Raw genomic sequence first — 23,551 nt, 5'->3', positions numbered from 1 at the left:
GGGGACCGGTTGCGGAGATGCGCGGCTCCCGGGCTTCGCGGCTCCCGGGCTTCGCGGCTCCTGGCTTTCGCGGCCCCCGACCTGAGCGGCTCCTGGCCGCACGTCTCCCCGCCCTAGCCAGGCTCCGGGGCCGCGTGTAGACTCGCTCGGTCGGCTCTTGACACCGTGCGTTCTCGTGCGGATGGGTTTGTTAGTCAAGTGGGCCGAGTCTCCGACAGTCGTCGTGAGACGAATCACATGTGTGAATCGGCCCCGGTCAATGACTCGCCCGGGTTCTCCCCCTGCTGCCCCGCAGCAGTCCAGCGCACGGACGCCCCTCACGACGGGGCTCCTCCGGCGTCGCCTCCTCGCGCACGACCTGAACCCAGGAAGAACTGCCATGCCCAAGAACAAGAAGCCCGCCGGCGGACGTCCGGCCAAGAACTTCGAGCCCAACCGCTTCGGCGCCTCGAGCGGCAAGTCCCAGCTCGGCGGCCGCTCGCGCTTCCCCGGCGCCAAGCCGGGCTCGCGCAGCGAGGGCCACCGCGGATTCCGCGCCGTCGACGAGAACGCCCCCAAGAAGGCGCGCTGGAACGCCGACGAGCGCGCCGAGCGGGCCACCGAGCGCGCCGATCGGCCCGCCCGCGGGTACGACCGCGACGAGCGGCCCTCTCGCGGCTACGACCGCGACGCGCGTCCGGCCCGCTCGAACGACCGTGACGAGCGTCCGGTCCGCGGGTACGACCGCGACGCACGCCCGGCGCGCTCGAACGACCGCGACGAGCGTCCGGCGCGATCCTTCGATCGCAGTGACCGTCCGGCGCGATCCTTCGATCGCAGTGACCGTCCGGCCCGTTCCTTCGACCGCAATGCGCGTCCGGCGCGCTCGAACGATCGCGACGAGCGTCCGGCGCGCTCCTACGGGCGCGATGAGCGTCCGGCGCGTTCCTTCGATCGCAGTGACCGTCCGGCCCGTTCCTTCGACCGCGATGCGCGTCCGGCGCGCTCGAACGATCGCGACGAGCGTCCGGCGCGTTCCTTCGACCGGAGCGACCGCCCGGCCCGTTCCTTCGACCGCGATGCGCGTCCGGCCCGCTCGAACGACCGCGACGATCGTCCGGCCCGCTCCTACGGACGCGACGACCGTCCGGCCCGCACCGGCGACCGCGACGAGCGCCCCTCGCGCGGCTACGACCGCACCGAGCGTCCCGCCCGCTCGTTCGACCGCAGCGACCGCCCGGCCCGCTCCTTCGACCGGGACGCGCGTCCCTCGCGCGGCCACGACCGCGGCGACCGCCCGACCCGCTCGTTCGACCGCGACTCCCGGCCCTCGCGCCGCGACTCCGGCTCGGACTTCTACCCCAGCCGCGACGCCCGTGCGCCGCACCAGGCCGACGACGTCGTGCTCGAGCGCCTCGAGGCGACCGCCACGCTCGCCGTCGACGTCGAGGGCGTCACCTTCGGCGACCTCGGCCTGGGCGGGAACATCGTCCGGATGCTGACCGAGCTCGGAGCGGCCGCGCCGTTCCCGATCCAGGCCGCGACCATCCCCGAGGTGCTCGCCGGCAAGGACGTCCTCGGACGCGGCAAGACCGGCTCCGGCAAGACCATCGCCTTCGGCGCCCCCGTCGTCGAGCGGCTGATGGAGAACAACGGAGCGAAGGGCCGCAAGCCGGGCCGCGCTCCGCGGGCGCTCATCCTCGCGCCGACCCGCGAGCTCGCCATGCAGATCGACCGGACCATCCAGCCGATCGCCCGCTCCGTCGGCCTGTTCACGACGACCATCTACGGCGGCGTCCCCCAGTACAAGCAGGTCGGAGCCCTCCAGCGCGGAGTCGACATCGTCATCGCGACGCCGGGCCGCCTCGAGGACCTCGTCGAGCAGGGCCGCCTCGACCTCTCGAACATCACCATCACGGTGCTCGACGAGGCCGACCACATGTGCGACCTCGGCTTCCTCGAGCCCGTGCAGCGCATCCTCCGCCAGACCGCCGACGGCGGCCAGCGGCTGCTGTTCTCGGCCACGCTCGACAAGGGCGTCGCGACGCTCGTGGACGAGTTCCTGGTCGAGCCGAGCGTCCATGAGGTCGCCGGCGAGGACCAGGCGTCCTCGACCATCGACCACCGCGTGCTCCTGATCGAGCACCGCGACAAGGCCGAGATCATCGAGCAGCTCGCCGCCCGCCAGGGCAAGACGCTGATCTTCGCCCGGACCCGCGCGTTCGCGGAGCAGCTCGCGGAGCAGCTCGACCACGCGGACATCCCCGCGACGAGCCTCCACGGCGACCTCAACCAGTCGCGCCGCACCCGCAACCTCGCACTGCTCACCAGCGGACGCGTGGACGTGCTGGTCGCGACGGACGTGGCCGCGCGCGGCATCCACGTCGACGACATCGACCTGGTGATCCAGGCCGACGCTCCCGACGAGTACAAGACCTACCTCCACCGCTCCGGCCGCACCGGTCGCGCGGGCAAGACGGGCACGGTCGTGACGCTCATCACGCGCAACCGTCGCCGCCGCATGGAGGAGCTGCTCGACCGGGCCGAGATCGAGGCCGAGATGATCGAGGCCCGCCCCGGCGACCGCGTCCTGCGCGAGATCAGCGCCCCGGCCGAGTAGCCGCCGACCGCACGACGACGAGGCGCGGACCCCCTGCATCGGGGTCCGCGCCTCGTGTCGTTCGTGGTGAGTGCTGTGGTGCGGAGTGACGGCGAGTGCCGGGTCGTGGTGACCCTCCGACTCCGCACTGCGCAGGGCTTTGCGCTGTGCGGCTTCCCGTGGGGCGGCGCTGCGTTGCGCGACTCTGTGCTGGACGACTCTGTGCTGGACGACTCTGCAGTGCCCGGCTTCGCGGAGGGCTTCTGCACGCACGAACGCCGAAGGGTGGACACCGCGAGGTGCCCGCCCTTCGGCGTGTTCACCGGCCGGAGCCGGTGAGGGGAATTAGCTGGCCGGGGGGGTCAGCACGGTGTCGATGAGGTAGACGGTCGCGTTGGCGGTCTGGACGCCACCGCAGATGACGGACGCGTCGTTGACCTTCAGGTCGTCGCCGGAACCGGTGACGGTGAGGTTGCCACCCTGGACAGTGGCGTGGTCGCCGGCGATCGCGTCAGGGGCGATCTGGCCGGGGACGACGTGGTAGGTCAGGATCGAGGACAGCGTGGCGGCGCCCTCGGGGGTCTTGAGGGAGTCGACGGTCGCGGCGTCGAGCTTGGCGAACGCGTCGTCGACCGGGGCGAAGACGGTGAACTCGCCGCTGTTCAGCGTGTCGACGAGGTTGACGTCGGGGTTGAGGCCACCGGAGATCGCAGCGGTCAGGGTGGTGAGCAGCGGGTTGTTCGACGCGGCGGTCGCAACGGGGTCGAGCGACATGCCCTCGACCGAGCCGGCGCCGTCCGGGACCTGCTCGGCGTAGGCGGCACAGCCGGGGCCGACGAGGTTCGCGGCCGGGTCCATGGTCGCCATGGGGGTCGAGGAGGCGGAGGCCGACGAGGTGGCCATCGGGGTCGACATCTCGGTCGCCGCGTCGCTGGCGGCGGTGGTCGAGCCGCTTCCGCTCGAGCAGGCGGTGAGGCCGAGGGCGGCGGTGCCCAGCAGGGCGAATGCGGCGAGGGCGGAACGCTTGGTGGATCGCATGGGATTACTCCTTCGTGAGACGGCCCCCACGTGATGCGGAGGACCTGTTCTGTGTGGACCGTGTCGCGGCCGTTGACATGTGTTCGGAGCCCTCCCTGCGGGGGTTTGGATTTCTTTCGGTGATCTAGGTAACGGCTTCGTAACGGCAGGGAACCGGGACGGCGGGGAGCTGCTCCGCCGCGTCGATTACCCTGGAGACGTCGCGCGCACGCGTCGACGCGACGACGAGAGGACGGGCGAGTGCAGACCCGAGGTGCACGAGTGGCTCGCGGCGTCGCCGCCGCTCTCGCAGCGACCGCCACGGCCGCCGCCTCCCACACGCTCGCGGGCGCCGAGACCCCCGCTCCTGCCGTGCTCGCCCTCGCCGCGGCGTTCGCCGTCGTCGTCTGCGTCCTCCTCTCGGGGCGCCGTCCGTCCCTTCCCCGGCTGACGCTCTCCGTGCTCCTCAGCCAGATCGCGTACCACGGCCTCTTCCTCATCACGGGCAGCGGTGGGGAGGTGAGCGTGGTCGGGACGACGGGCACCGGCGCGCACTTCCACGACGGGTCGACCATCGAGCTGATCGCCGGCGGAGGCGGACACGCGGCCCACGCTCCGCTGATGCTCGTCGCCCACCTCGCTGCGGCTGCCTTCACGATCGCGGCGTTCCGGTACGGCGAGCGCCTCTTCTGGACGCTGGGAGCAGGCCTCCAGCGCGTCGTCGTACGGATCGTCGCCCGCGCGTCCGCGGTCGCGCTCCCGTCGGCACCCGGCGTCTCGATGACGGGCACCCCCGAGCCGCGGGCGCCCCGTTCCCTCGACGCGGTCCTCTCGATCCTCCGGCACCGCGGGCCGCCGCTGCGGGTCCTCCGCGCCGCCTGACGCCCCTCCCGTGCGGGAGCGGCTCCGGTCGGCGCCTCCGCATGCACCGCGAACCCGCGCTGCGTCCAGAACTCCCGGCCCCGCGCCGGATCTCCCCCGAGGACACGACCGTCATGACCCGTTCTTCTTCTTCTTCTTCTTCTTCTTCCTTCTCGCGGCTCCGCCTCGTCGGCAGCGGCGCACTCGTCGCCGCCGGATCGATCGCGCTCGCTGTCGCCGCGCCCACTGCGGCCAGCGCACACGTGACCGCGGCGGCGAGCAGCACCGCCGCCGGCTCGTACACGGTGGTGACGTTCTCGCTGGCCCACGGCTGCGAGGGCTCGCCGACGACGGGACTCACGATCACGATGCCCGACGGCATCAACTCGGTCAGCCCGACGATCAACCCGAACTGGGACGTCGTGAAGAACGAGGTCGCGATCGCCGACCCGGTCACCGACTCCCACGGGAGCACCGCGACCAAGCGGGTCTCGGACGTGGTCTACACGGCGAAGACGCCCCTCGCCGACGGCTACCGCGACACCGTCGCCCTCCAGCTGCAGCTCCCCGAGGACGCGGCGGGCTCCACGCTGGAGTTCCCCGTGCTGCAGACGTGCGAGACCGGCAGCACCGCCTGGGACCAGCCGACCGTCGACGGCCAGGACGAGCCCGAGCTGCCCGCTCCCACCGTCGCGGTGACCGCGGCGGAAGCGGGGTCCGGCCACGGGGGCGGACACGACGACGACGGCGACGGTGACGACGCGGTCGCGACCACCGCCTCGGCGACGACGGCCACGAGCGGCGACGACGTGCTCGCCCGCATCCTCGGAGTCGGTGGGCTCGTCGTCGGCGCGGTCGGCGTGGCCGTCGGGCTCGCCTCCCGCCGCCGCGGACCCCGGGCGTCGGCGTGACCCGTCGGAAGGCCCTCGTCGCCGTTACCGCGATCGGGCTGCTCGGCTCGATCGCGGTGGCGGCGCCCGCCAGCGCGCACAACTACCTCGTCTCGACGACTCCCGCTGCGGACTCGACCGTGACGGAGCAGCCGGGAACGCTGGTGCTGACGACGAACGACGACCTGCTCGTCCTCGGGACGGACGGAACGGCGGCGGCTCTCCGCGTCGTCGGGCCGGACGGGCTCTACTACGGCGACGGCTGCGTCAGAGTCGTCGGGCCGGAAGCATCGATGCCGCTCGAGCTCGGCGCGGCGGGGGAGTACGAGGTGACCTGGCAGGTCGTGTCCACCGACGGGCACCCCGTGTCGGGCCAGTACGCGTTCGACTGGGCGCCGGCCGACGGGACCGCGCTCGCCGAGGGGTCGGACTCGGTCCCGGACTGCAACGGCACCGTCGCGGTCTCAGGAGGACAGGCCGAGTCAGCCGACGAAGCGCAGGCGACGTCCGGATCGGACCCCGCACTCCTCGGGGACGTCCTGTGGATCGGCGGCGCTCTCGCCGCGGTCGCCGCCGCCATCGGAGTGACGCTCCTCGTGCTGCGACGGCGACCCCGCGACTGAGGCTCGTGAGCCTCCTGGGGTGGCGGTCGGTCAGTTCAGGAGGCTCGCGAGGGGCCCTTCGCCGAGACCGGTCAGGACGGCCGCCGCGTCCTCGTAGACGGCGACGGCTCCGGCCTCGCGGAGTTCGTGCTCCGAGGTTCCGCCGGAGAGGACTCCGACCGTTGCCAGGCCCGCGCGCTCGGCGGCCAGGACGTCCCAGGTCGCGTCGCCGACCATGACGGCGCGGTCGACGGAGACACCCGCGCGGTCGAGCGCGATAGAGATCAGGTCGGGTGCTGGCTTGGCGGTGGAGACGTCGGCGCCGCTGGTGACAGCGTGGACGGACCCGCCGAAGTCGAGGACGTCGAGAAGCACGTCCAGCTCGTTCTGCGGTGCCGAGGTGGCGAGGACGACGTGGACGCCTCGACCGACGAGCGTCGCGACGAGCTCGCGAGCTCCCGGAAGTGGAACGATGCGTGCTGTCGTCTCGGTGTAGTTCTTGGTGTGCAGCGACTTCACCAGTGCGCGCTGCTCCTCCTTCACTTCGTCCTCGAGGAGCATGTCGAGCAGCTCCGACGAGTCTGCGCCGATCGCTCGTTGGATGCGCCAGGCGGGGACGACGAGGTCGGCCTGCCAGAAGGCGCGCGACCACGCCTCGACGTGGAGGAAGTTCGTGTCGGCGAGGGTCCCGTCGATATCGAAGAGCACCGCCGAGGTCCCCGTCGTCGCGTCTTTCCTGTCCTTCGTTCCTGCCATATCGCTGCCCCTCTTGTCGCTTCCGCGCCTATCGGCCCGTGCCGTCCACGCTACGCGGGCGCGCCGAAGCGGGCCCGCCCCTTGACCTGCCCGTCCACGCCACCCGACCTGCCCCTTGTCACGGCCCGCCGGTCCCGGTCGGATCGTGTCCGCCCTCCGTCCCGTTCCCCGGCTCCCCGGGCCGGGTGACATGCTGCCGTCCCGTCGGGCTCGTCCAGTGCAGCGTGCCGTCCGGCTCCTGCCGGTGGGTCCACCCCGTGGTGTGGCGGAGCCGGTGGTGGTGTCGGCAGAGGTGTGCGAGGTTGTCGACCGACGTGGTGCCTCCGTGCTGCCAGTCGTTCGTGTGGTCGACGTCCGCGTGGCGGGTGCTGCGGGTGCATCCCGGGAACCGGCAGGTCCCGTCGCGGTGCTGGAGGTGGCGACGCAGGTCCGCCGGCACTCGGTAGGAGTCGCGTCCGACGGAGAGGACCGCTCCGCTCTCCGGATGGGTGAGCAGCCGCGTGAACGAGGGAGCACCTGCTGTGAGACGCCGCGCGGTCTCCGGATCGACGGGTCCGTATCCGTCGAGGACGGCGGGCTGGTCGGACCGCCCGAGGAGGGTCAGCGCCGGCACGGTCACCGCGACTTCGGCGCGCACTCCCGCCGGCATCGACGTGCCGTCTCCCTCGGCCGATGTCTCCCCGTCGACCAGCAGCGCAGCGGCGATGTCTGCGCGGAGCTGGCCCAGCGTCCGCTCCTCGTCCGGCAGATCCGCGAGGGAGCGGGCGGCCCGGTCGATCCTGTCCATCGCGCCGAGCACATCGGGAGCTGCGGTGTAGAGGTGCAGGATCGCCATCCCGTCGTCGAGGCCCTCCACCCAGAGCGCGCGACGACGGGCGCAGTCCCGATGACGTTCGCTGAGCGTCTGCGGGTGCAGCCGTTCCCGGAGCGACCGGAGGGCGCGTCGCAGCTGGGGCGGCGTGCAGGCGACCGCGATCGTGGCGGCCTCCTCGTCGAAGCGCCCACGGACCTCGGCCGGGACGTCGAGCGCTCCTCGCACCACGAGTCGCGCGTGCTCGGGGGAGAGCGCTCCGTCCGCGAGTGCGCGCAACGTCGCCGGGAGGTCGTTCACCAGCAGGCGTGCCTCGTCGACCAGTGCAGAGGCGTGCGCCTCCGAGACCCGGAGTCTCGTCGCGAGCTCCGCGATCAGCGCCCGGTGCGCCGCCTCCGCCCGATCCACCTGCACCTGGACGTGCTCGCCGACGAGCGCCGCGGGTGCCGCCATCGCGAGGCGGCGTGCCTCCTCGACTGCCCGGTACCGGGATGCCTCGACGGCGGACCGCTCAGCGTGCCGTGAGCCGGCGAGCGCGAGCGCCTCCGTGAGCGCGTCGTCTACTGTCGCCGATTCCTTCATGCCCTGATCTCACCGGACGAAGTCTCGCCGTGGGCCTCGGGAGCGCCGTTTCATCGGACAGCATCGCGAAGAACCGTCTGTGGAGGAGCGTCGCCCCCCTCACACCTTCCGCGGCACCGTGAACACCGTCTCCACTCCGGCCGAGTACAGCACCGAGTCCGGCGCGCGCGCCGCCAGCCCGGGGAAGCCCGCGGCGTCGAGCAGCCCGTCGTCGAGCGCGAGCAGCTCCGCGCGGCGCAGCGGCCACGGCCGGTGCAGGTTGCGGCCGTACCAGGTGGAGCCCAGGTGCCGCTCGTGGTAGGCCCAGCGTGCGGTGAGGAACGAGGCGAGCGGGTCCTCGTCGACCGGCTCGCCCGGGCGGACGACGATCCGGGAGCGGGCGGCCGAGTCCGAGTGCCGGATCGTGTCGTAGATCACCGCGCCGTGGCGGTGCTCGATGCTCATCCGGGCCCAGCGGTAGGGGAGCCCGAACACCGCCTGCGCGGTGAGCACGGGAAGGAGGTGGGAGGCGTCGAGCGAGACGAACACGACTCCGCGTCGTCCCTGCTCGTCGACGGAGTAGAGCCGGACGTTCACCTCGGGGAAGGTGCCGAGCCAGGGCACCCGCGGGCCGCCGAGGAAGGCCGTCCGCGAGAGCCGGAACGGGATCAGGCCCACCCAGGAGGAGCCGTCGTGCTCGTCGGGCCTCGTCCCGGCCGGGAGGTGGGGCGCCACCAGGGCGGGGTCGACCCGCCAGTGCAGGAACGTCGCCTCGGTCCAGCGCTGCTTCAGGATGCGCGGTCCGCCGAGCGCGGGCGCGGAACGGGTGACGGGTTCGACGGAGCTCACGCGCCCATCGTGCTCCGGTGTGCTGCGAGCTCGCCCATGCAGGCGCGCTCAGCGGCGCGCGGCGAGGGCCTTCAGTGTCTCCAGCACCAGGGCCACCGGTGCGGAGGAGGCGGCGGAGTTCCGCACGACGGCCTCGAGGGAGCGGACGGGCCGGGGACGGACGACGGGCACGGCGCGGACGCCGTCCGGCAGGCGGTGGGCCGCGAGCTCCGGCAGGACCGTCACCCCCATGCCCGCGGCGACGAACGCGGCGGCGGTGATGTGGTCGTTGGCCTGGACGTGGAAGGGCGGCGCGAACCCGGCGGCGGCGCAGGCCTCCACGACGTTCCGGCGGCACCAGCCGGTGGGCAGGTCGTTGTCGACCCAGCGCTCGTTCGCGAGCTCGGCGAGGTCGATCTCGCTCCGTGAGGCGAGCGGATGACCGTCGGGCAGGACGACGAGGTAGGGGTCGTCGAGGAGGTGGTGCGCCGTGAATCCGGGGGCGGTCGGCTCGGAGGAGGCGACGAGGAGCTGCACGTCGGGGCGCGCTCCGAGGTCGTCGTCGAGCTCCTCTCCCAGGCGCAGATCGAGGGCGAGGCCGGGGAACGCGGCGGTCAGCCGGCGGGCGACCTCCGGCATCCAGGCGCTGCCGACGGAGGCGAAGTACGTCACGGAGAGGCGGCCGGAGCGGCCCTCGCGCAGCTCCTCCACCACGGCCTCCGCTTCGGCGAGGCGCTCGAGGACGCGGTCCGCCTGGGCGGCGAGGGCGCGTCCGGCGGGGGTCGGGCGGACGCCGCGGCCCACCCGCTTCAGCAGGGTCAGTCCGGTCTCGCGCTGCAGAGCGGAGAGGTGCTGGCTGACGGCGGACGGCGTGTAGCCGAGGCCGGAGGCGGCTCCCGCGATCGAGCCGGAGGCGACGACGGAGCGGAGGATGCGGAGCCGGTGCACGTCGAGCATGGGACGACCGTACAGTCCGGCTGAACGATCCGACAGTGAACGGAACTGGTGCTGAATCCCCGGCGGCGCCACGATGGCCTCATGACCGACGTCTCCTCCTCCGCCCCGCCCTCCATGAGGGACGCCCTCCTGCTGTGGGGCGCGATCGCGGTCACCGTCCTGCTCTGGGCGTCGGCTTTCGTCGGCATCCGCGCCACGACGGAGGACTTCGGCCCGGGCGCGCTGACCCTCGGCCGCATCGTGGTGGGGTCGCTCGCGCTCACGGTGGTGCGCGTCGTCCTCACCGCCCGGAGGCGCCGCTCGGAGGCGGCTCCGGATCCGCGCACGGCGGTCCCGCGCGGGCGCCTCCTCCTGCTCGTGCTGGGCTGGGGGGTCGCCTGGTTCGGGGTCTACAACCTGGCGTTGAACGCTGCGGAGCGGCACGTCGACGCGGGGACGGCGGCGCTGCTGGTGAACATCGCGCCGATGATCACCGCCGTGCTCGCCGGGCTGCTGCTGGGGGAGGGGTTCCCCCGCCGTCTCCTCGCCGGGATGCTCGTGGCGCTGACCGGCGTCGCGGTGATCGCGTTCTCCACCTCCACCGGGCAGTTCGACGTGATCGGCGTCGCCCTCGGCCTGGTCGCCGCCGTCGTCTACGGCAGCGCGGCGACCCTTCAGAAGCGCCTGCTGGGCCGGATCGACGCACCGACGATGACCTGGCTCGGCTGCCTCGCCGGCACGGTCGCGTGCCTGCCCTTCGCCCCGGAGCTCGTCGAGGCGCTCGCCGCCGCTCCGCTCTCCTCGATCCTGGCCGTGGTCTACCTCGGGATCTTCCCAACGGCCGTCGCCTTCACGACGTGGGGGTACGTCCTCGCGCGCTCCAGCGCGGGTCGCACCGCGGCGTCCACCTACGCGGTGCCCGCGGTGGTGGTGCTGCTGTCCTGGCTCGTCCTGGGCGAGACCCCGCCGCTCGCCGCGCTGCTCGGAGGCGCGCTCGCCCTGGCCGGAGTCGCGGTGGCGACGCTGCGGAGGCGCCCGAAGGCGGTCTGACCGGCGGCGGATGCTCCTCCACAGCCGCCCGATCGCGTCGAGTCCTCGGACGAGGCGGCTCGCGGGGATCCCGCGGGAGGGCCCGGGATATGCTGGGCGGACGTTCATCCCAGTCGGCGCCGAGCGCCAGGAACGGTGAGGATCCCGATGACCGAGGCCCTGCAGCCGCCCGTCCAGAACGCCCTCTCGCTCACGCCTCCGGAGCCGGTGGCAGCGGTGCCGACCACCTCGGCGCCGTCGATCGCGCCGAAGGTGCCGGAAGCCGCCCTGCCCGGCCTCGAGGCGAAGGTCGACGGCTACCTCGACACGCTCCTGGCGACGGAGTCCCGCAGCCCCGAGTTCGCGACGCGGGCCAACGACATCCGCACGATGGGCGACGCCGACATCCGCTCGGCCGCCGACTCGTCGAACCGGCTGCTGAGCACGCCGGTGCGCGCCCTCCAGGAGGGCGGGCTCTCCGAGGGGTCGACCATCGGCAAGACGCTGCTCGAGCTGCGCCGCACGGTGGAGGATCTGGACCCGTCCGAGGACAACCTGCAGAAGAAGATCCTGGGCTTCATCCCGTTCGGCAACAAGATCACCGACTACTTCCGCCGCTACGAGAGCGCCCAGTCGCACCTGAACGCGATCATCCAGGCCCTGTACGACGGGCAGGACGAGCTGCGGAAGGACAACGCGGCCCTGAATCTCGAGAAGCAGAACCTCTGGGAGACGATGACCCGTCTCAACGAGTACATCTACGTCGCCGAGCGGCTCGACGTGAAGCTCTCGGCGAAGATCGCCGAGCTCGACGCGACCGATCCGGAGCGGGCGAAGGCGCTGCGCGAGGACGTCCTCTTCTACGCGCGCCAGAAGCACCAGGACCTGCTGACCCAGCTGGCCGTGTCGATCCAGGGCTACCTCGCGATCGACGTCGTCATCAAGAACAACGTCGAGCTGATCAAGGGCGTCGACCGCGCGACGACCACGACCGTCTCGGCGCTGCGCACGGCGGTCATCGTGGCGCAGGCGCTCGCCAACCAGCGCCTCGTGCTCGATCAGATCACGGCGCTGAACACCACGACGTCCAACATGATCGAGGCCACCTCGCGCATGCTCGCCGACCAGTCGGCCTCGATCCAGTCGCAGGCCGCCTCGGCCACGGTCGGGCTGCCGCAGCTGCAGGCCGCGTTCGCGAACATCTACCAGACGATGGACTCGATCTCGGACTTCAAGATCAAGGCGCTCGACAGCATGGCCCAGACCGTCGGAGTCCTGCAGACCGAGACGGCGAAGGCCGGCGAGTACGTCGAGCGGGCCCGCCGCAGCAACTCGGACATCGACGCGACGTCCTCGCTCGATCTCGGCCGCTAGCCGATGGGCTGGTTCTCCCGCCTGTTCACGGGTGCCCCCGCGGCGCCGGAGGAGACCGCGCCCGCTCTGCCGAGCGTCCCGACGAGCAAGGACATCCTCGCGGCGCTCGACAGGGTCGGCACGCGGACGGAGGGCCGGGTGCCCGGCATCGTCGCGGCGCGCATCCAGCGGATCGACGAGACGGTCCGCGAGATGGTGCCCCGTCTCGACCGCCTCGGCGGGATGAGCCGTCAGGGCCACACCGTCGTCGCGACCGCGACCAGCTACCTCCCCGAGGCGGTGGAGGGCTACCTCCGCCTGCCGAGGGACTTCGCCGACCGCCGCGCCGTGCACAGGGGGAAGACCTCGCTGATGATCCTCTGCGACCAGCTCGACCTCCTCGGAGGCACGCTCGACCGCATCTCGGACGCCGTCTCGCGGCAGGACGCCTCGGCGCTGATCGCGCACGGGCAGTTCCTGGCCGAGAAGTTCACGGAGTCCTCGCTCTCCCCGAGCGGTCTCGACGCGCCTCCGCAGCCGGGAGCGCCGTCCGGATCCGGCTCGCTGACCCCGCCGAGCGCCTCGTGACCGCGCTCGCCCCAGCGCTGGACGCCCTCGTGCTCGCGGGGACGGCCGCCGGCCTCGACGCCGCGGCCGTCCGCGACGAGGGTGCGCGGCTGGCCGCCGCCGTCGCCGAGTCGATCCGCGGCGCCGGACAGGACTGGCTCGCCGCGACCGGCGCGACGGGCGGTCTGGAGGCGTTCTTCACCGCCGCCTCGAGCGGCCGGCGCTGGCGGTCGGGGCCGACCGATCAGCTGGCCGCCCTGGTCGGCGCGGGCTCGCACCACTCCTCCGCCTACGCCCGCGCCCTGACCGAGGTCGTCTCGGCGGCCAGCGCTCTCGGCGACCCGGGCATCGGCGGCATCGCCTCCGCCTCCGCGACCGCCGCGGCCCAGCTCTCCGCCGTCCCGGGCGCCCGGGGCGCCGCTCCGACGACGAGCGGAGGAGTACCGCACACGACCGGCCGGACGCCGGACGGTGCCGCGAGCGCCGACCTGCCGACCGGTCTGCCCGCCGGCGTGCCCGGGGTCGACGAGATCCTCGAGCGCCTCCGCCGGACCGAGCACGACGGTCCGCAGGACGAGCCGGCGCCCGCCGCCGCTCCCGCCGCGGAGCCCGCCTCCGAGCCGGAGCCGCTCGACCCGCCGGAGTCCATCGACGACCTGCTCGCCGAGCTCGACGCGCTGATCGGCCTCGACCGGGTGAAGAGCGAGATCAAGCGGCAGACGCAGCTGCTCCGGATCGACACCCTGCGCCAGGCCGCCGGACTCAGCACGCCCACGCTCACCCGCCACCTCGTCTTCACGGGGAACCCCGGCACGGGCAAGACGACGGTGGCGCGGCTGGTCTCGCGGATCTACCGCTCGCTCGGCATCCTCTCGAAGGGCGTGCTCGTCGAGGTCGACCGATCGGAGCTGGTGGCCGGCTACCTCGGGCAGACCGCGACGAAGACCGCGGAGGTGATCGCCTCCGCGCGCGGCGGCGTCCTCTTCATCGACGAGGCCTACGCGCTCGCGCTCGACCAGTACGGCGCGGAGGCGGTCACCACCCTCGTGAAGGACATGGAGGACCACCGCGGCGACCTCGTCGTGATCGTCGCCGGCTACTCCGGGCCGATGCAGGGCTTCCTCGACACGAACCCGGGACTCGCCAGCCGCTTCTCGACCACGATCGACTTCGCCGACTACTCCGACGACGAGCTCTCGGCGATCTTCGGCCGCCTCGCCGCCTCCGCGGACTTCGAGCCGACGGAGGAGGCGCTCGCCGCGTTCGCGGGCCTCGCCTCGGCGCAGCAGCGCACGGAGGCGTTCGGCAACGGGCGCTGGGTCCGCAACGTCCTCGACGCGGCGATCGCCCGGCACGCCTGGCGCCTCCGCGACGTGGAGGAGCCGACGCTCGACGAGCTGCGCATTCTGCTCCCCGAGGACGTGGTGGAGAGCCCCGAAGCTTCGAGCAGCCCGGACGGAGCCGGCGACGACGACGAGGGCGCGGTCGACGGCTCTGAGGAGGCCTTCGGGCAGGCGGACGCCGCCCCGAGCGGCACGGCCGTCCCCGTCACCGACGACCCCGAGGAGGAGAGCCGTTGAGCACCGCACCCGCCGCGCCGCCCGCGCAGAGGATCCCCGAGCCGCCCCTCGTCCAGGTCGCCAACCGGCCGGCGCAGCGGAAGCCGTCGCTGCTGGCCCGCGCGACCGCGACCACTCCGGCCACCCTGCGCCTCCTGCTCGCCCTGACGGCGCTGGCGGCCGTGCTGTTCGGCGTGTTCGCGCAGCAGGCAGGAGCGATGCAGGCGCGCGCCGCGACCACGGCCCGGGAGCAGTCGGCGCAGCTGCTCGGCGTGCAGAACGTCCGCACGCTGCTGGTGGACGCCAACGCGATCGCGGCCAACACCTTCCTCGTCGGCGGACTGGAGCCGACCGAGCTGCGGGCATCGTACGTCTCGAGCCTCACCGGCGCCGCCTCCGCGATCGCCGGACTCTCGGCCGCCGACTCGGCGGACACCCGGGCCCTCGCCCGGGTCGCCAGCAGCATCACGACCTACAGCGGGCTGATCGAGCAGGCGCGGGCCAACAACCGGCAGGGCTTCCCCGTCGCCTCGGCGTATCTCGACCAGGCGTCGACGGCCCTCTCGGGAGACGGCGGCATCCTCGAGGACCTCGACGGGCTCGTCGACTCCGGTGCCGACCGGGTCGCGGCCGCCTACGACGCCGTCCGCTGGAGCGTCCTGCTCATGATCGGCTCGCTCGTGATGCTGGTCCTCCTCCTGGCGGCGCAGCTCTGGCTCGCCCGCCGCACGCACCGCTACCTCAACCGCCCGCTCGCCACGGGGACCGCCCTCCTGCTTGTCGTCGGCGTCGGCGGGGCGCTCGCCTACGGATCGGTCGCGGCGGACGCGGGGACGGCGCGGGTCGAGTCCTACCGCGAGGCGCTCACCTTGTCGAACGCGCTCATCGCCGCGAGCGACGCCAAGTCGCTCGAGAGCTTCACGCTGATCAAGCGCGGCTCCGGCGCCGCCCTCGAGGAGCGCTACACCCAGGCAGTCGACTCCGCCCGGGAGAAGCTGTCGGGCGACCTGCAGGACGAGCTGGCGAGGACACGGCTCGTCGACGAGTTCGGGCAGTGGCAGTCGTTCCACGAGGAGATCCGGCAGGCGGACGACGCCGGGAACTGGGACCAGGCCGTCCGCGTCGCCACGATCACCGGGAACGGCACGCCGAACGAGCTCTTCACCACCTTCTCCGACGACGCCCGCGACGTGGTGCAGGAGAAGGCACTGGCCGCCGCCACCACGCTCGATCGAGGCGCGGAGTTCGCGACCCTCGTCTCGTGGATCCTGCTGGCGGCCGGTCTCGCCGGAGCCGTGTTCGCCTGGCGCGGCATCGCCCAGCGACTGGAGGAGTACCGATGAACCGCCTGCGCGCCGCCGCCCTCGCCCTGGCCACCGCCGCGGCTCTCGCCCTCACCGGCTGCACGACGGGGGCGGACGACCTCGGCACGCCCCTCGCCGCGGCGACCCCGACTCCGACGGCGAGCGCGTCCGCTCCCGCCGCTCCTGCCGCGGCGGACTGCTCGCCCTCGGCGGTCACCTCCTACGCGCCGACCGGCGTGACCGACAGCACCAGGCTCGCGGAGATCCGCGGGCGCGGGACCCTGCGCGTCGGCGTCTCGGCCGACACCCTCCTGATGAGCGCCCGCAACCCGATCACGGGGGCGATCGAGGGCTTCGACGTCGACATCGCCCGCGAGGTCGCCCGGGCGATCCTCGGCAGCGACTCCATCGACTACGTCGTGATCACCTCCGCTCAGCGCCTCCCCGCGCTCACCGGCGGCGACGGCGCCCCGCAGGTCGACATGGTGGCTCGCACCCTCACGATGACCTGCGATCGCTGGAGCTCGATCGCCTTCTCGTCCGAGTACTACGACGCCGGCCTCAAGGTGCTCGTCTCCGACGACCCCGACGGCGTCCCGATCACGGGCATCGGCGACCTCGACGGCGAGAGGGTCTGCGCGCCCAGCGGCACCACGACGCTCAGCCGCCTGCAGAACGACTACCCGGAGGTCGAGGCCGTCGAGGCCGCCACGCACTCGCAGTGCCTCGCCCTCTTCCAGGCAGGAGAGGTCGACGCCATCGCGGGCGACGACACGATCCTCGCGGGCTTCGTGGCGCAGGACCCTTACGCGAAGGTCGTCGGCGACGCCCTGAGCTCGGAGCCCTACGGCCTCGGCCTGCCCGCCGACGACCCCGACTTCGTGCGCTTCGTCAACGCCTCGCTCGAGAGCATCCGCAGCGACGGCCGCTGGCAGAGCATCTACGAGCGCTGGCTCGGGGTCCTCGGCGAGGCCTCGCCGCCGGCCCCGGTGTACGGCCGATGAGCACCGGTCTCGCGGAGGGGACCCCCGTCGCTCCGGGCCGGCTGGGGGAGGCCGCGCCGCAGCGCGAGCTCTTCGAGTACCTCGCCGCTCTCACCCGCTGGCTCCAGCGGACCACGCGCGAGCTCTCGCGGCTGGACGCCGCCGCGCTGGCGTCGCCGCAGGCCGAGAACTACACAGCCGACGTGGTGCTCGCCCAGTCGCTCCGCGAGTCGGTCACCAGGCGCCTCGCCGAGCTCGAGGCGGTCTGGGACTCCGGCCGCGTCGACGTCGTGGCGCGCGAGCGGATGTCGCAGCTGATCTGGGGCCGTCTCGACGCCTCCGGGAGCGGCGCGGTCTCGCTGGTGGAGGCGGTGCGCCTCTGCGACGCGGTCGTCGGCCAGCTGCGCTCCCGGCTCCAGCTCGACCCCAGCGGCACCGACGTCGCCGGGCGGATCGTGGGGGTGCGCGCCGAGATCGAGCGCTGCCGCGACCTCACCCGTGACGGCGGCGGCACGGTCGACCGCGAGCGGGCGGAGCGGGTCGCCGTGCTGCGCTCCCGCCTCGACGCGCTCGCCGAGCGGGCGGGCCGGGGAGCCGACGTGTCGGGGCCGCTCGGCCAGCTCGAGAGCGACTCCGCCCGGCTCGAGCGCGACCTGATCATCGCCGCGTCCGAGCGGCGCGGACTCGAGCGCGACCGCCGTCGGGCGCGCGAGCTGGCGGAGGCGGCCGAGCGACGCGAGGCGCCGCTGCGCGAGCTCGTGGCCCGCTGCCGCCGCGAGATCGCCGACCCGCCGCGGCTGGCCGTGCCCGACGTCTCCCGGCTGGGCGATCCTCCGTCCGACCGCGAGGCGCTCGACGCGCACCTCGCCCGGCTCACCGCCGTCGGCCGCGCGTTCGACGCGGTCGAGGCCGCCTACACCTCGCCGCTGCGCGAACGGGCCGCCCTGGGCTTCCGCCTCCGGGCGCTGCGGGAGCGGGCCGAGGGCAACGGCCGCGCTGCCACCGCCGTCGGCGTCGCGGCCGAGGAGGAGGTGCGCGCCGCTCTCGACGCGGTGCCCTGCTCCGTCCCGCTCGCCCGCCACCTGGTCGAGCAGTACGACGTCGTCACCCGCGACCTCCCGCACCCCGACCCCGCGCACCACCGGAAGGCCACTTTATGAACGGCGCCCCCTGCACCGCGACTCCCGGCTGCACCGGGACGATCGAGGACGGCTACTGCAACGTCTGCGGCCTCCCGCCCGAGGAGGGCGCCGCCGCCTCCACGCCGACCGCGCGCCGCGCCGCTCCGGCCTCCCCGCCGGCCACCGCCTCCGCCGCCTTCGGCACCGGCTTCGTCGAGGGCACCCCCGGCGCCACGGCACCCGGGCCCGCGGAGGAGTCGGCCACCGCGCGCAGCACGCGCACCTCCTCCGCCCGCCTCGCCACCGCCGCCCTCGGCTCCGCCCGCACGGCGCAGACCGGCTCGAAGGTCACCCGCCGCGTCGGCACCACCTCGACCCGACTGCGCGGCCCGAGGCTCGGCGCCGGGCTCACCACCGTCCCGTCCCGCCCGGCCGCCGACCCGATGGCCGCTCTGATGACCGAGGCGGTCCTCCCCGAGCGCAAGCGCTTCTGCTCGCACTGCGGCACGGCCGTCGGCCGCGGGCGCGACGGTCGGCCCGGCCGCACCGAGGGGTTCTGCCCCAACTGCCGCACGCCGTTCTCGTTCACTCCGCAGCTGGTGAAGGGCGACGTCGTCGGCGGCCAGTACGAGGTCGTCGGCTGCCTGGCCTACGGCGGCCTCGGCTGGATCTACCTCGCGCGCGACCGGAACGTCTCGGGGCGCTGGGTGGTGCTCAAGGGCCTGCTCAACTCCGGCGACCCCGATGCGTACGCGGCGGCCGTCACCGAGCGCCGGTTCCTGGCCGAGGTCGAGCACCCGCTGATCGTCGAGATCTACAACTTCGTCCTGCACGACGGCGCCGGCTACATCGTGATGGAGTACGTCGGCGGGCCGAGCCTCAAGCAGATCCTGAAGGAGCGGCTGGACGCCAACGGCGGCGCCGCGGATCCGCTGCCGGTGGACCAGGCGCTCGCCTTCGTGCTCGAGGTCATGCCCGCCTTCGCCTACCTGCACGACCACGGCCTGCTCTACTGCGACTTCAAGCCGGACAACATGATCCAGGTGGGCGACCAGGTCAAGCTGATCGACCTCGGCGGAGTGCGCCGGATCGACGACGAGGACTCCGCCATCTACGGCACCGTCGGCTACCAGGCTCCGGAGGTCGCCGACCTCGGTCCCTCGGTCGCCTCCGACGTCTACACGATCGGCCGCACGCTGGCCTCGCTGGTGCTCGACTTCCGCGGCAACCAGACGACCTTCGTCGCCTCGCTGCCGCCCGTGTCGGAGACGCCGCTGTTCCAGCGCTACGACTCCTTCTACCGCCTGATCGCGAAGGCGTGCGCTCCCGACCCGCAGGACCGCTTCGCCACGGTGGACGAGATGCGCGGCCAGCTGCTCGGAGTGCTGCGCGAGGTCGTCGCGACCGACCGCGGTCCCGGACACCCCGCGCTGCACTCGACGGAGTCGGCCCTGTTCGAGGCGCCCGTGGCCGACGTGGTCGACCGCGTCCCGCCGTGGGACGCGCTGCCGGCGCTCCGCCGCGACGAGTCCGATTCCGCCCGGTCGTGGCTCGCGGGCGTGAACGTCGCCGACCCGATCGTGCGCCTGCGCGCTCTCGCGCTCGCGCCCACCGTGACGGTCGAGGTGCGGCTCGCCCGCGCCCGGGCGGCGATCGAGGCGCAGCGCTGGGAGGAGGCGGCCCGCGCGACGGGCGAGATCCTCACGGAGGACCCGTGGGAGTGGCGGGCGGTCTGGATGAGCGGCCTCGCGCAGCTCGCGCGCGGCGACGACATCGGGGCCCGCGCCTCCTTCAACACCGTCTACGGCCAGGTCCCCGGCGAGCTCGCCCCGAAGCTCGCGCTCGCCGCGGCGTGCGAGGCGAGCGGTGAGCCCGAGGTCGCCGAGTCCCTCTACGTGATCTGCGCCCGCGCCGACGCGAACTACACGGCACCCGCCGCCTTCGGTCTCGCGCGGGTGCGGCAGCTGCGCTCCGACCTCGACGGGGCGCTCGACGCGCTCGACATCGTCGCGCCCACGCGCTCCTCCTACTCCGACGCGCGCCGCCGCCGGGCGGAGCTGCTGGCGGAGTCGGGCCGCGGGCTGCCCGCGCTCTCGGCCGCCCTCGCGAGCGTCGACTCCGTGTCGATCGACCAGCGGACCCGCCTCGAGCTCACGACCCAGGTCCTCGCCTCCGCCCTCGAGCTGGTGCGGCGCGACGGCCCGGCCGAGGGAGCGACCCTCGGCGGGGTCGAGGCGAACGAGGCTGCCATCCGCGACGGCCTCGAGGCCTCCTACCGCGCGCTCGCCGCCTCCACTCGCGAGCGCGACGAGCGCCTGCGCCTCGTCGACCGGGCCAACGAGGTCCGACGCTGGACGCTGACATGAGCGGCGCGCTGTCGACTCCCTGCCCGAACTGCGGCGAGCCGGTCACGACGGGCGACGCGTTCTGCGAGGCCTGCGGGACGCCGCTGATCGTCGCGGCCACCCCCTCCGCTCCGCCCGTCGCCGTCGGAGGATCCGCCGCCTGCGTCTACTGCGGGGGAGCGGTCGCCGAGGACGGCTACTGCGAGCAGTGCGGACGCCCCGCTCCGACCGAGCGCGAGCACTGGGCCGAAGCGCCGCACCCGCTGGTCGGCGGCGTCTGCGACCGCGGGCTCCGGCACCCGGCCAACGAGGACGCGATGGCGCTCGGGGCGACCACCGGCGCCGACGGCTCTCTGAGGACGGCGCTGCTGGTGGTCTGCGACGGGGTCTCCTCGACCCCCGACTCCGACAAGGCGTCGCTCGCCGCGGCCCGTGCGGCACTCAGCGCGCTGCAGGCCGAGGTCGGCGGGGAGAGCGCGGGAGCAGACCGCTGGCGCGCGCTGCTGCAGATGGCCACCGCGCGCGCCTCCGGAGCGATCGACGCGGCCGTGCCCGAGAAGCGGTCGAATCCGCCCTCGTGCACCTTCACCGCGGCGGTGCTGGACGGCGCGCTGCTCGTCACGGGCAACGTGGGCGACAGCCGCAGCTACTGGATGCCGGACGCGGGCGAGCCGCGGCAGCTCACGGTCGACGATTCGTGGGCGCAGGAGCAGATCGCCTCGGGAGTGCCGCGGGAGCAGGCCGAGACGGCGCCCGACGCTCACGCCATCACCCGCTGGCTCGGCGCCGACGCGCACGACGAGGAGCCGCGGGTCGCCTCCGAGGAGCTGACCGAGCCGGGCTGGGTTCTGGTCTGCTCCGACGGGCTGTGGAACTACGCGTCCGCCGCCGAGGACCTCGCGCGCGTGCTGCGCGAGGCGCAGGAGAGGGTGGGCGCGGATCCGGTCACGCTCGCGGAGGCGCTGGTCGCCTGGGCGAACGAGCGCGGCGGGCACGACAACATCACGGCCGCGCTGGCGCGGTTCGACCCGGCGGGTGCGGCGGAGACTGCGGCTGAAGCGTCCGCTGCCGAGGTGAACGGTGAGGAGACCGGTACAGCCGAGCAGGATACCGCCGACGCCGGCGCCGCCGACCTCGGCGCTGCGGATCCCGGCGCTGCGGATCCCGGCGCTGCGGACCCGAGCGCGGCCGACCCCGCCGCCTCGAGCCCCGACGCGGCCACCCCCTCGCCCGACGCCGACGCCGACGCCTCCCGTCCCACCGACTGAGCGCGCCGATCCGTCCAGACCACCCCTCCACCGCTGGACGGATCGGCACCCCCGCGGCCGTGGTCACGCCCCTACAGTCGTCGCCATGAGCATCGCCGAGCCCGCCACCGCCCTGTCCGTCGTCGGCCACTGGATCGACGGGGCTCCCTCGGCCTCCTCGTCCGGCCGCACCGCTCCCGTCTACGACCCGGCGCTGGGAGTCGCGACCAAGGAGGTCGCGCTCGCCGACTCCGCCGAGGTGGACGCCGCCGTCGCCTCCGCGAAGGCCGCGTTCCCCGCCTGGCGCGACACGTCGCTCGCGAAGCGGCAGCAGATCGTCTTCCGCTTCCGCGAGCTCCTCGAGGCGAAGAAGCAGGAGCTCGCCGAGCTGATCACGTCGGAGCACGGCAAGGTCGTCTCGGACGCGCTGGGCGAGATCACCCGAGGGCAGGAGGTCGTGGAGTTCGCGACGGGGCTCGCGCACCACCTCAAGGGCGAGTACTCGGAGCAGGTCTCCACCGGCGTCGACGTCTACTCGACCAAGCAGCCGCTCGGCGTGGTCGGCATCATCTCCCCCTTCAACTTCCCTGCGATGGTGCCGATGTGGTTCTTCCCCATCGCCATCGCCGCCGGCAACACCGTCGTGGTGAAGCCCTCCGAGAAGGACCCGTCCCCGGCGATCTGGCTCGGCGCCCTCTGGAAGGAGGCCGGCCTCCCCGACGGCGTCTACACGGTGCTCAACGGCGACAAGCAGGCCGTCGACGGGCTGCTCGAGCACCCCGACGTGCGCTCGATCTCGTTCGTCGGCTCCACCCCGATCGCGCAGTACGTCTACGAGACGGGCACCCGCCACGGCAAGCGCGTCCAGGCGCTGGGCGGGGCGAAGAACCACATGCTGGTGCTCCCCGACGCGGACCTGGACCTCGTCGCCGATTCCGCCATCAACGCCGGCTTCGGCTCGGCGGGCGAGCGGTGCATGGCGATCTCGGTCGTCGTCGCGGTCGAGCCCGTCGCCGACGAGCTCATCACCAAGATCCAGGACAGGGCGTCGAAGCTGCGCATCGGCGACGGCCGCCGCGGCTGCGACATGGGCCCGCTCGTCACCGAGGCGCACCGCGACAAGGTCGCCTCCTACATCGCGATCGCGGAGGAGGACGGCGCGGAGGTCGTCATCGACGGCCGCGGGATCGAGGTGGACGGGGACGCGAACGGGTTCTGGCTCGGCCCGACCCTGCTCGACAAGGTCCCCACCACCTCCCGCGCCTACACGGAGGAGATCTTCGGACCGGTGCTCTCCATCGTCCGCGTCGCCTCCTACGAGGAGGGCGTCGCACTCATCAACAACGGCGCGTTCGGCAACGGCACCGCGATCTTCACCAACGACGGAGGAGCGGCCCGCCGCTTCCAGAACGAGGTCGAGGTCGGCATGATCGGCATCAACGTCCCCATCCCCGTCCCCGTCGCCACGTTCTCCTTCGGCGGCTGGAAGGCGTCCCTCTTCGGCGACACCAAGGCTCACGGAGCCGAAGGCGTCCGCTTCTTCACCCAGCAGAAGGCCATCACCAGCCGCTGGCTCGACCCCTCCCACGGCGGCATCAACCTCGGGTTCCCGCAGCATTCCTAGGCTCTCTCCTCCTTCGTCGTCGATCGCCCGCAGTCGGCCTGGGAGGGTGGTCGCGTCTCGCAGAGCGTCCTGCGTTCCGCGCACGTCGATCCGCTGAGACGCGGATCACCGGTTGCGCTCCGCGGCGCTTGTGAGGCTCTCTCCTCCTGGCGTCGTCGATCGCCCGCAGCCGCGGCGCTGGTGAGCCTCTCTCCTCCTTCGTCGTCGATCGCCTGCGGTCGGCTGGGGAGGGTGGTTCCGTTCTGGAGGGCGTCGTGCGTTCCGCGCACGTCGATCCGCTGGGACGCGGATCACCGGTTGCGCTCCGCGCCGGCGGGAAGTGCTCGGTCGACCGGAGAGGCTCCTGAGCACCGCCGAGCGCAACCGGCGATCCGCGTGGGAGCGGATCGTCGTGCGCGGTACGCGACCCGCTCTTCCCATCGTTCCCGCGTTCTGAGGCCGACCGCGGCCGATCGACGACGCAGGAGGAGAGAGGCTCTTGAGCACCGCGCAACCGGCGATCCGCGTGGGAGCGGATCGTCGTGCGCGGTACGCGACCCGCTCTTCCCATCGTTCCCGCGTTCTGAGGCCGACCGCGGC

Annotated in this window: 19 protein-coding genes; 14 read left to right on the top strand and 5 right to left on the bottom strand. The window is 73.3% G+C overall.

Features of this window, described 5'->3' with window-relative positions:
- Positions 1-379: 379 nt before the first annotated feature.
- A complete protein-coding gene (locus tag C5C33_RS03015; RefSeq protein WP_104260388.1) occupies positions 380-2,599 on the top strand; it encodes a DEAD/DEAH box helicase in 2,220 nt (739 codons plus the stop codon).
- 324 nt (positions 2,600-2,923) lie between these two features.
- Here C5C33_RS03015 and C5C33_RS03005 read toward each other — a convergent pair whose 3' ends face one another.
- Entirely contained in the window at positions 2,924-3,616 is a 693-nt protein-coding gene (locus C5C33_RS03005) for a fasciclin domain-containing protein (protein WP_104246890.1), read from the bottom strand.
- Positions 3,617-3,877: 261 nt separating this feature from the next.
- On the opposite strand from C5C33_RS03005, the gene C5C33_RS03000 reads away from it, so the two are divergent.
- The 3 genes from C5C33_RS03000 to C5C33_RS02990 are packed head-to-tail and all read left to right on the top strand — an operon-like array spanning position 3,878 to position 5,969.
- On the top strand, positions 3,878-4,477 hold the full coding sequence (locus C5C33_RS03000; RefSeq protein ID WP_104260386.1) for a hypothetical protein: 600 nt from the start codon (positions 3,878-3,880) through the stop codon (positions 4,475-4,477).
- 41 nt (positions 4,478-4,518) lie between these two features.
- Positions 4,519-5,367: a YcnI family protein gene (locus C5C33_RS02995; RefSeq protein ID WP_104260385.1), complete on the top strand. Its 849-nt coding sequence runs from the start codon at positions 4,519-4,521 to the stop codon at positions 5,365-5,367.
- Positions 5,364-5,969, top strand: a complete 606-nt coding sequence (locus C5C33_RS02990; protein ID WP_104260384.1) for a copper resistance CopC family protein — start codon at positions 5,364-5,366, stop codon at positions 5,967-5,969. Before C5C33_RS02995 ends, C5C33_RS02990 begins: the two co-directional genes overlap by 4 nt.
- Before the next feature lie 30 nt (positions 5,970-5,999).
- Here the strand turns inward: C5C33_RS02990 and C5C33_RS02985 are convergent, their stop codons facing one another.
- The 4 genes from C5C33_RS02985 to C5C33_RS02970 all read right to left on the bottom strand — a co-directional run bounded on the left by C5C33_RS02985 (position 6,000) and on the right by C5C33_RS02970 (position 9,861).
- A complete protein-coding gene (locus C5C33_RS02985; protein WP_104246886.1) occupies positions 6,000-6,704 on the bottom strand; it encodes an HAD family hydrolase in 705 nt (234 codons plus the stop codon).
- Between the two features lie 118 nt (positions 6,705-6,822).
- A complete protein-coding gene (locus C5C33_RS02980) occupies positions 6,823-8,097 on the bottom strand; it encodes an HNH endonuclease signature motif containing protein (protein WP_104260383.1) in 1,275 nt (424 codons plus the stop codon).
- Positions 8,098-8,196: 99 nt separating this feature from the next.
- The gene (locus C5C33_RS02975; RefSeq protein ID WP_104260382.1) at positions 8,197-8,925 is read right to left on the bottom strand and encodes a YqjF family protein; all 729 of its coding nucleotides are present in this window, start codon (positions 8,923-8,925) and stop codon (positions 8,197-8,199) included.
- Positions 8,926-8,973: 48 nt separating this feature from the next.
- Entirely contained in the window at positions 8,974-9,861 is an 888-nt protein-coding gene (locus C5C33_RS02970) for a LysR family transcriptional regulator (protein WP_104260381.1), read from the bottom strand.
- Positions 9,862-9,942: 81 nt separating this feature from the next.
- On the opposite strand from C5C33_RS02970, the gene C5C33_RS02965 reads away from it, so the two are divergent.
- The 10 genes from C5C33_RS02965 to C5C33_RS02920 all read left to right on the top strand — a co-directional run bounded on the left by C5C33_RS02965 (position 9,943) and on the right by C5C33_RS02920 (position 22,972).
- Entirely contained in the window at positions 9,943-10,890 is a 948-nt protein-coding gene (locus C5C33_RS02965; RefSeq protein WP_104260380.1) for a DMT family transporter, read from the top strand.
- Positions 10,891-11,037: 147 nt separating this feature from the next.
- Positions 11,038-12,243 carry a toxic anion resistance protein gene (locus tag C5C33_RS02960; protein WP_104223833.1) on the top strand — a complete coding sequence of 402 codons (1,206 nt, stop codon included), beginning with the start codon at positions 11,038-11,040 and terminating at the stop codon, positions 12,241-12,243.
- A 3-nt stretch (positions 12,244-12,246) separates the two neighbouring features.
- Positions 12,247-12,810, top strand: a complete 564-nt coding sequence (locus C5C33_RS02955; RefSeq protein ID WP_104260379.1) for a hypothetical protein — start codon at positions 12,247-12,249, stop codon at positions 12,808-12,810.
- Complete coding sequence (locus C5C33_RS02950) at positions 12,807-14,369, top strand: AAA family ATPase (protein WP_258066325.1); 1,563 nt, start codon at positions 12,807-12,809, stop codon at positions 14,367-14,369. Before C5C33_RS02955 ends, C5C33_RS02950 begins: the two co-directional genes overlap by 4 nt.
- A complete protein-coding gene (locus C5C33_RS02945) occupies positions 14,366-15,691 on the top strand; it encodes a hypothetical protein (protein WP_104260378.1) in 1,326 nt (441 codons plus the stop codon). Before C5C33_RS02950 ends, C5C33_RS02945 begins: the two co-directional genes overlap by 4 nt.
- Entirely contained in the window at positions 15,688-16,656 is a 969-nt protein-coding gene (locus tag C5C33_RS02940; protein WP_104233136.1) for a glutamate ABC transporter substrate-binding protein, read from the top strand. The genes C5C33_RS02945 and C5C33_RS02940 overlap by 4 nt, the downstream gene beginning before the upstream one ends.
- A complete protein-coding gene (locus C5C33_RS02935) occupies positions 16,653-17,795 on the top strand; it encodes a hypothetical protein (protein WP_104260377.1) in 1,143 nt (380 codons plus the stop codon). Before C5C33_RS02940 ends, C5C33_RS02935 begins: the two co-directional genes overlap by 4 nt.
- The gene (locus C5C33_RS02930) at positions 17,792-20,122 is read left to right on the top strand and encodes a serine/threonine-protein kinase (protein WP_104260376.1); all 2,331 of its coding nucleotides are present in this window, start codon (positions 17,792-17,794) and stop codon (positions 20,120-20,122) included. The genes C5C33_RS02935 and C5C33_RS02930 overlap by 4 nt, the downstream gene beginning before the upstream one ends.
- Entirely contained in the window at positions 20,119-21,369 is a 1,251-nt protein-coding gene (locus C5C33_RS02925; RefSeq protein WP_219814934.1) for a PP2C family serine/threonine-protein phosphatase, read from the top strand. Before C5C33_RS02930 ends, C5C33_RS02925 begins: the two co-directional genes overlap by 4 nt.
- An 85-nt stretch (positions 21,370-21,454) precedes the next feature.
- Positions 21,455-22,972, top strand: a complete 1,518-nt coding sequence (locus C5C33_RS02920; RefSeq protein WP_104260375.1) for a CoA-acylating methylmalonate-semialdehyde dehydrogenase — start codon at positions 21,455-21,457, stop codon at positions 22,970-22,972.
- Positions 22,973-23,551: the final 579 nt, after the last annotated feature.

It is taken from the genome of Rathayibacter sp. AY1H3 (genome assembly GCF_002932015.1).
This window is presented reverse-complemented; position numbering and strand designations above follow the sequence as displayed.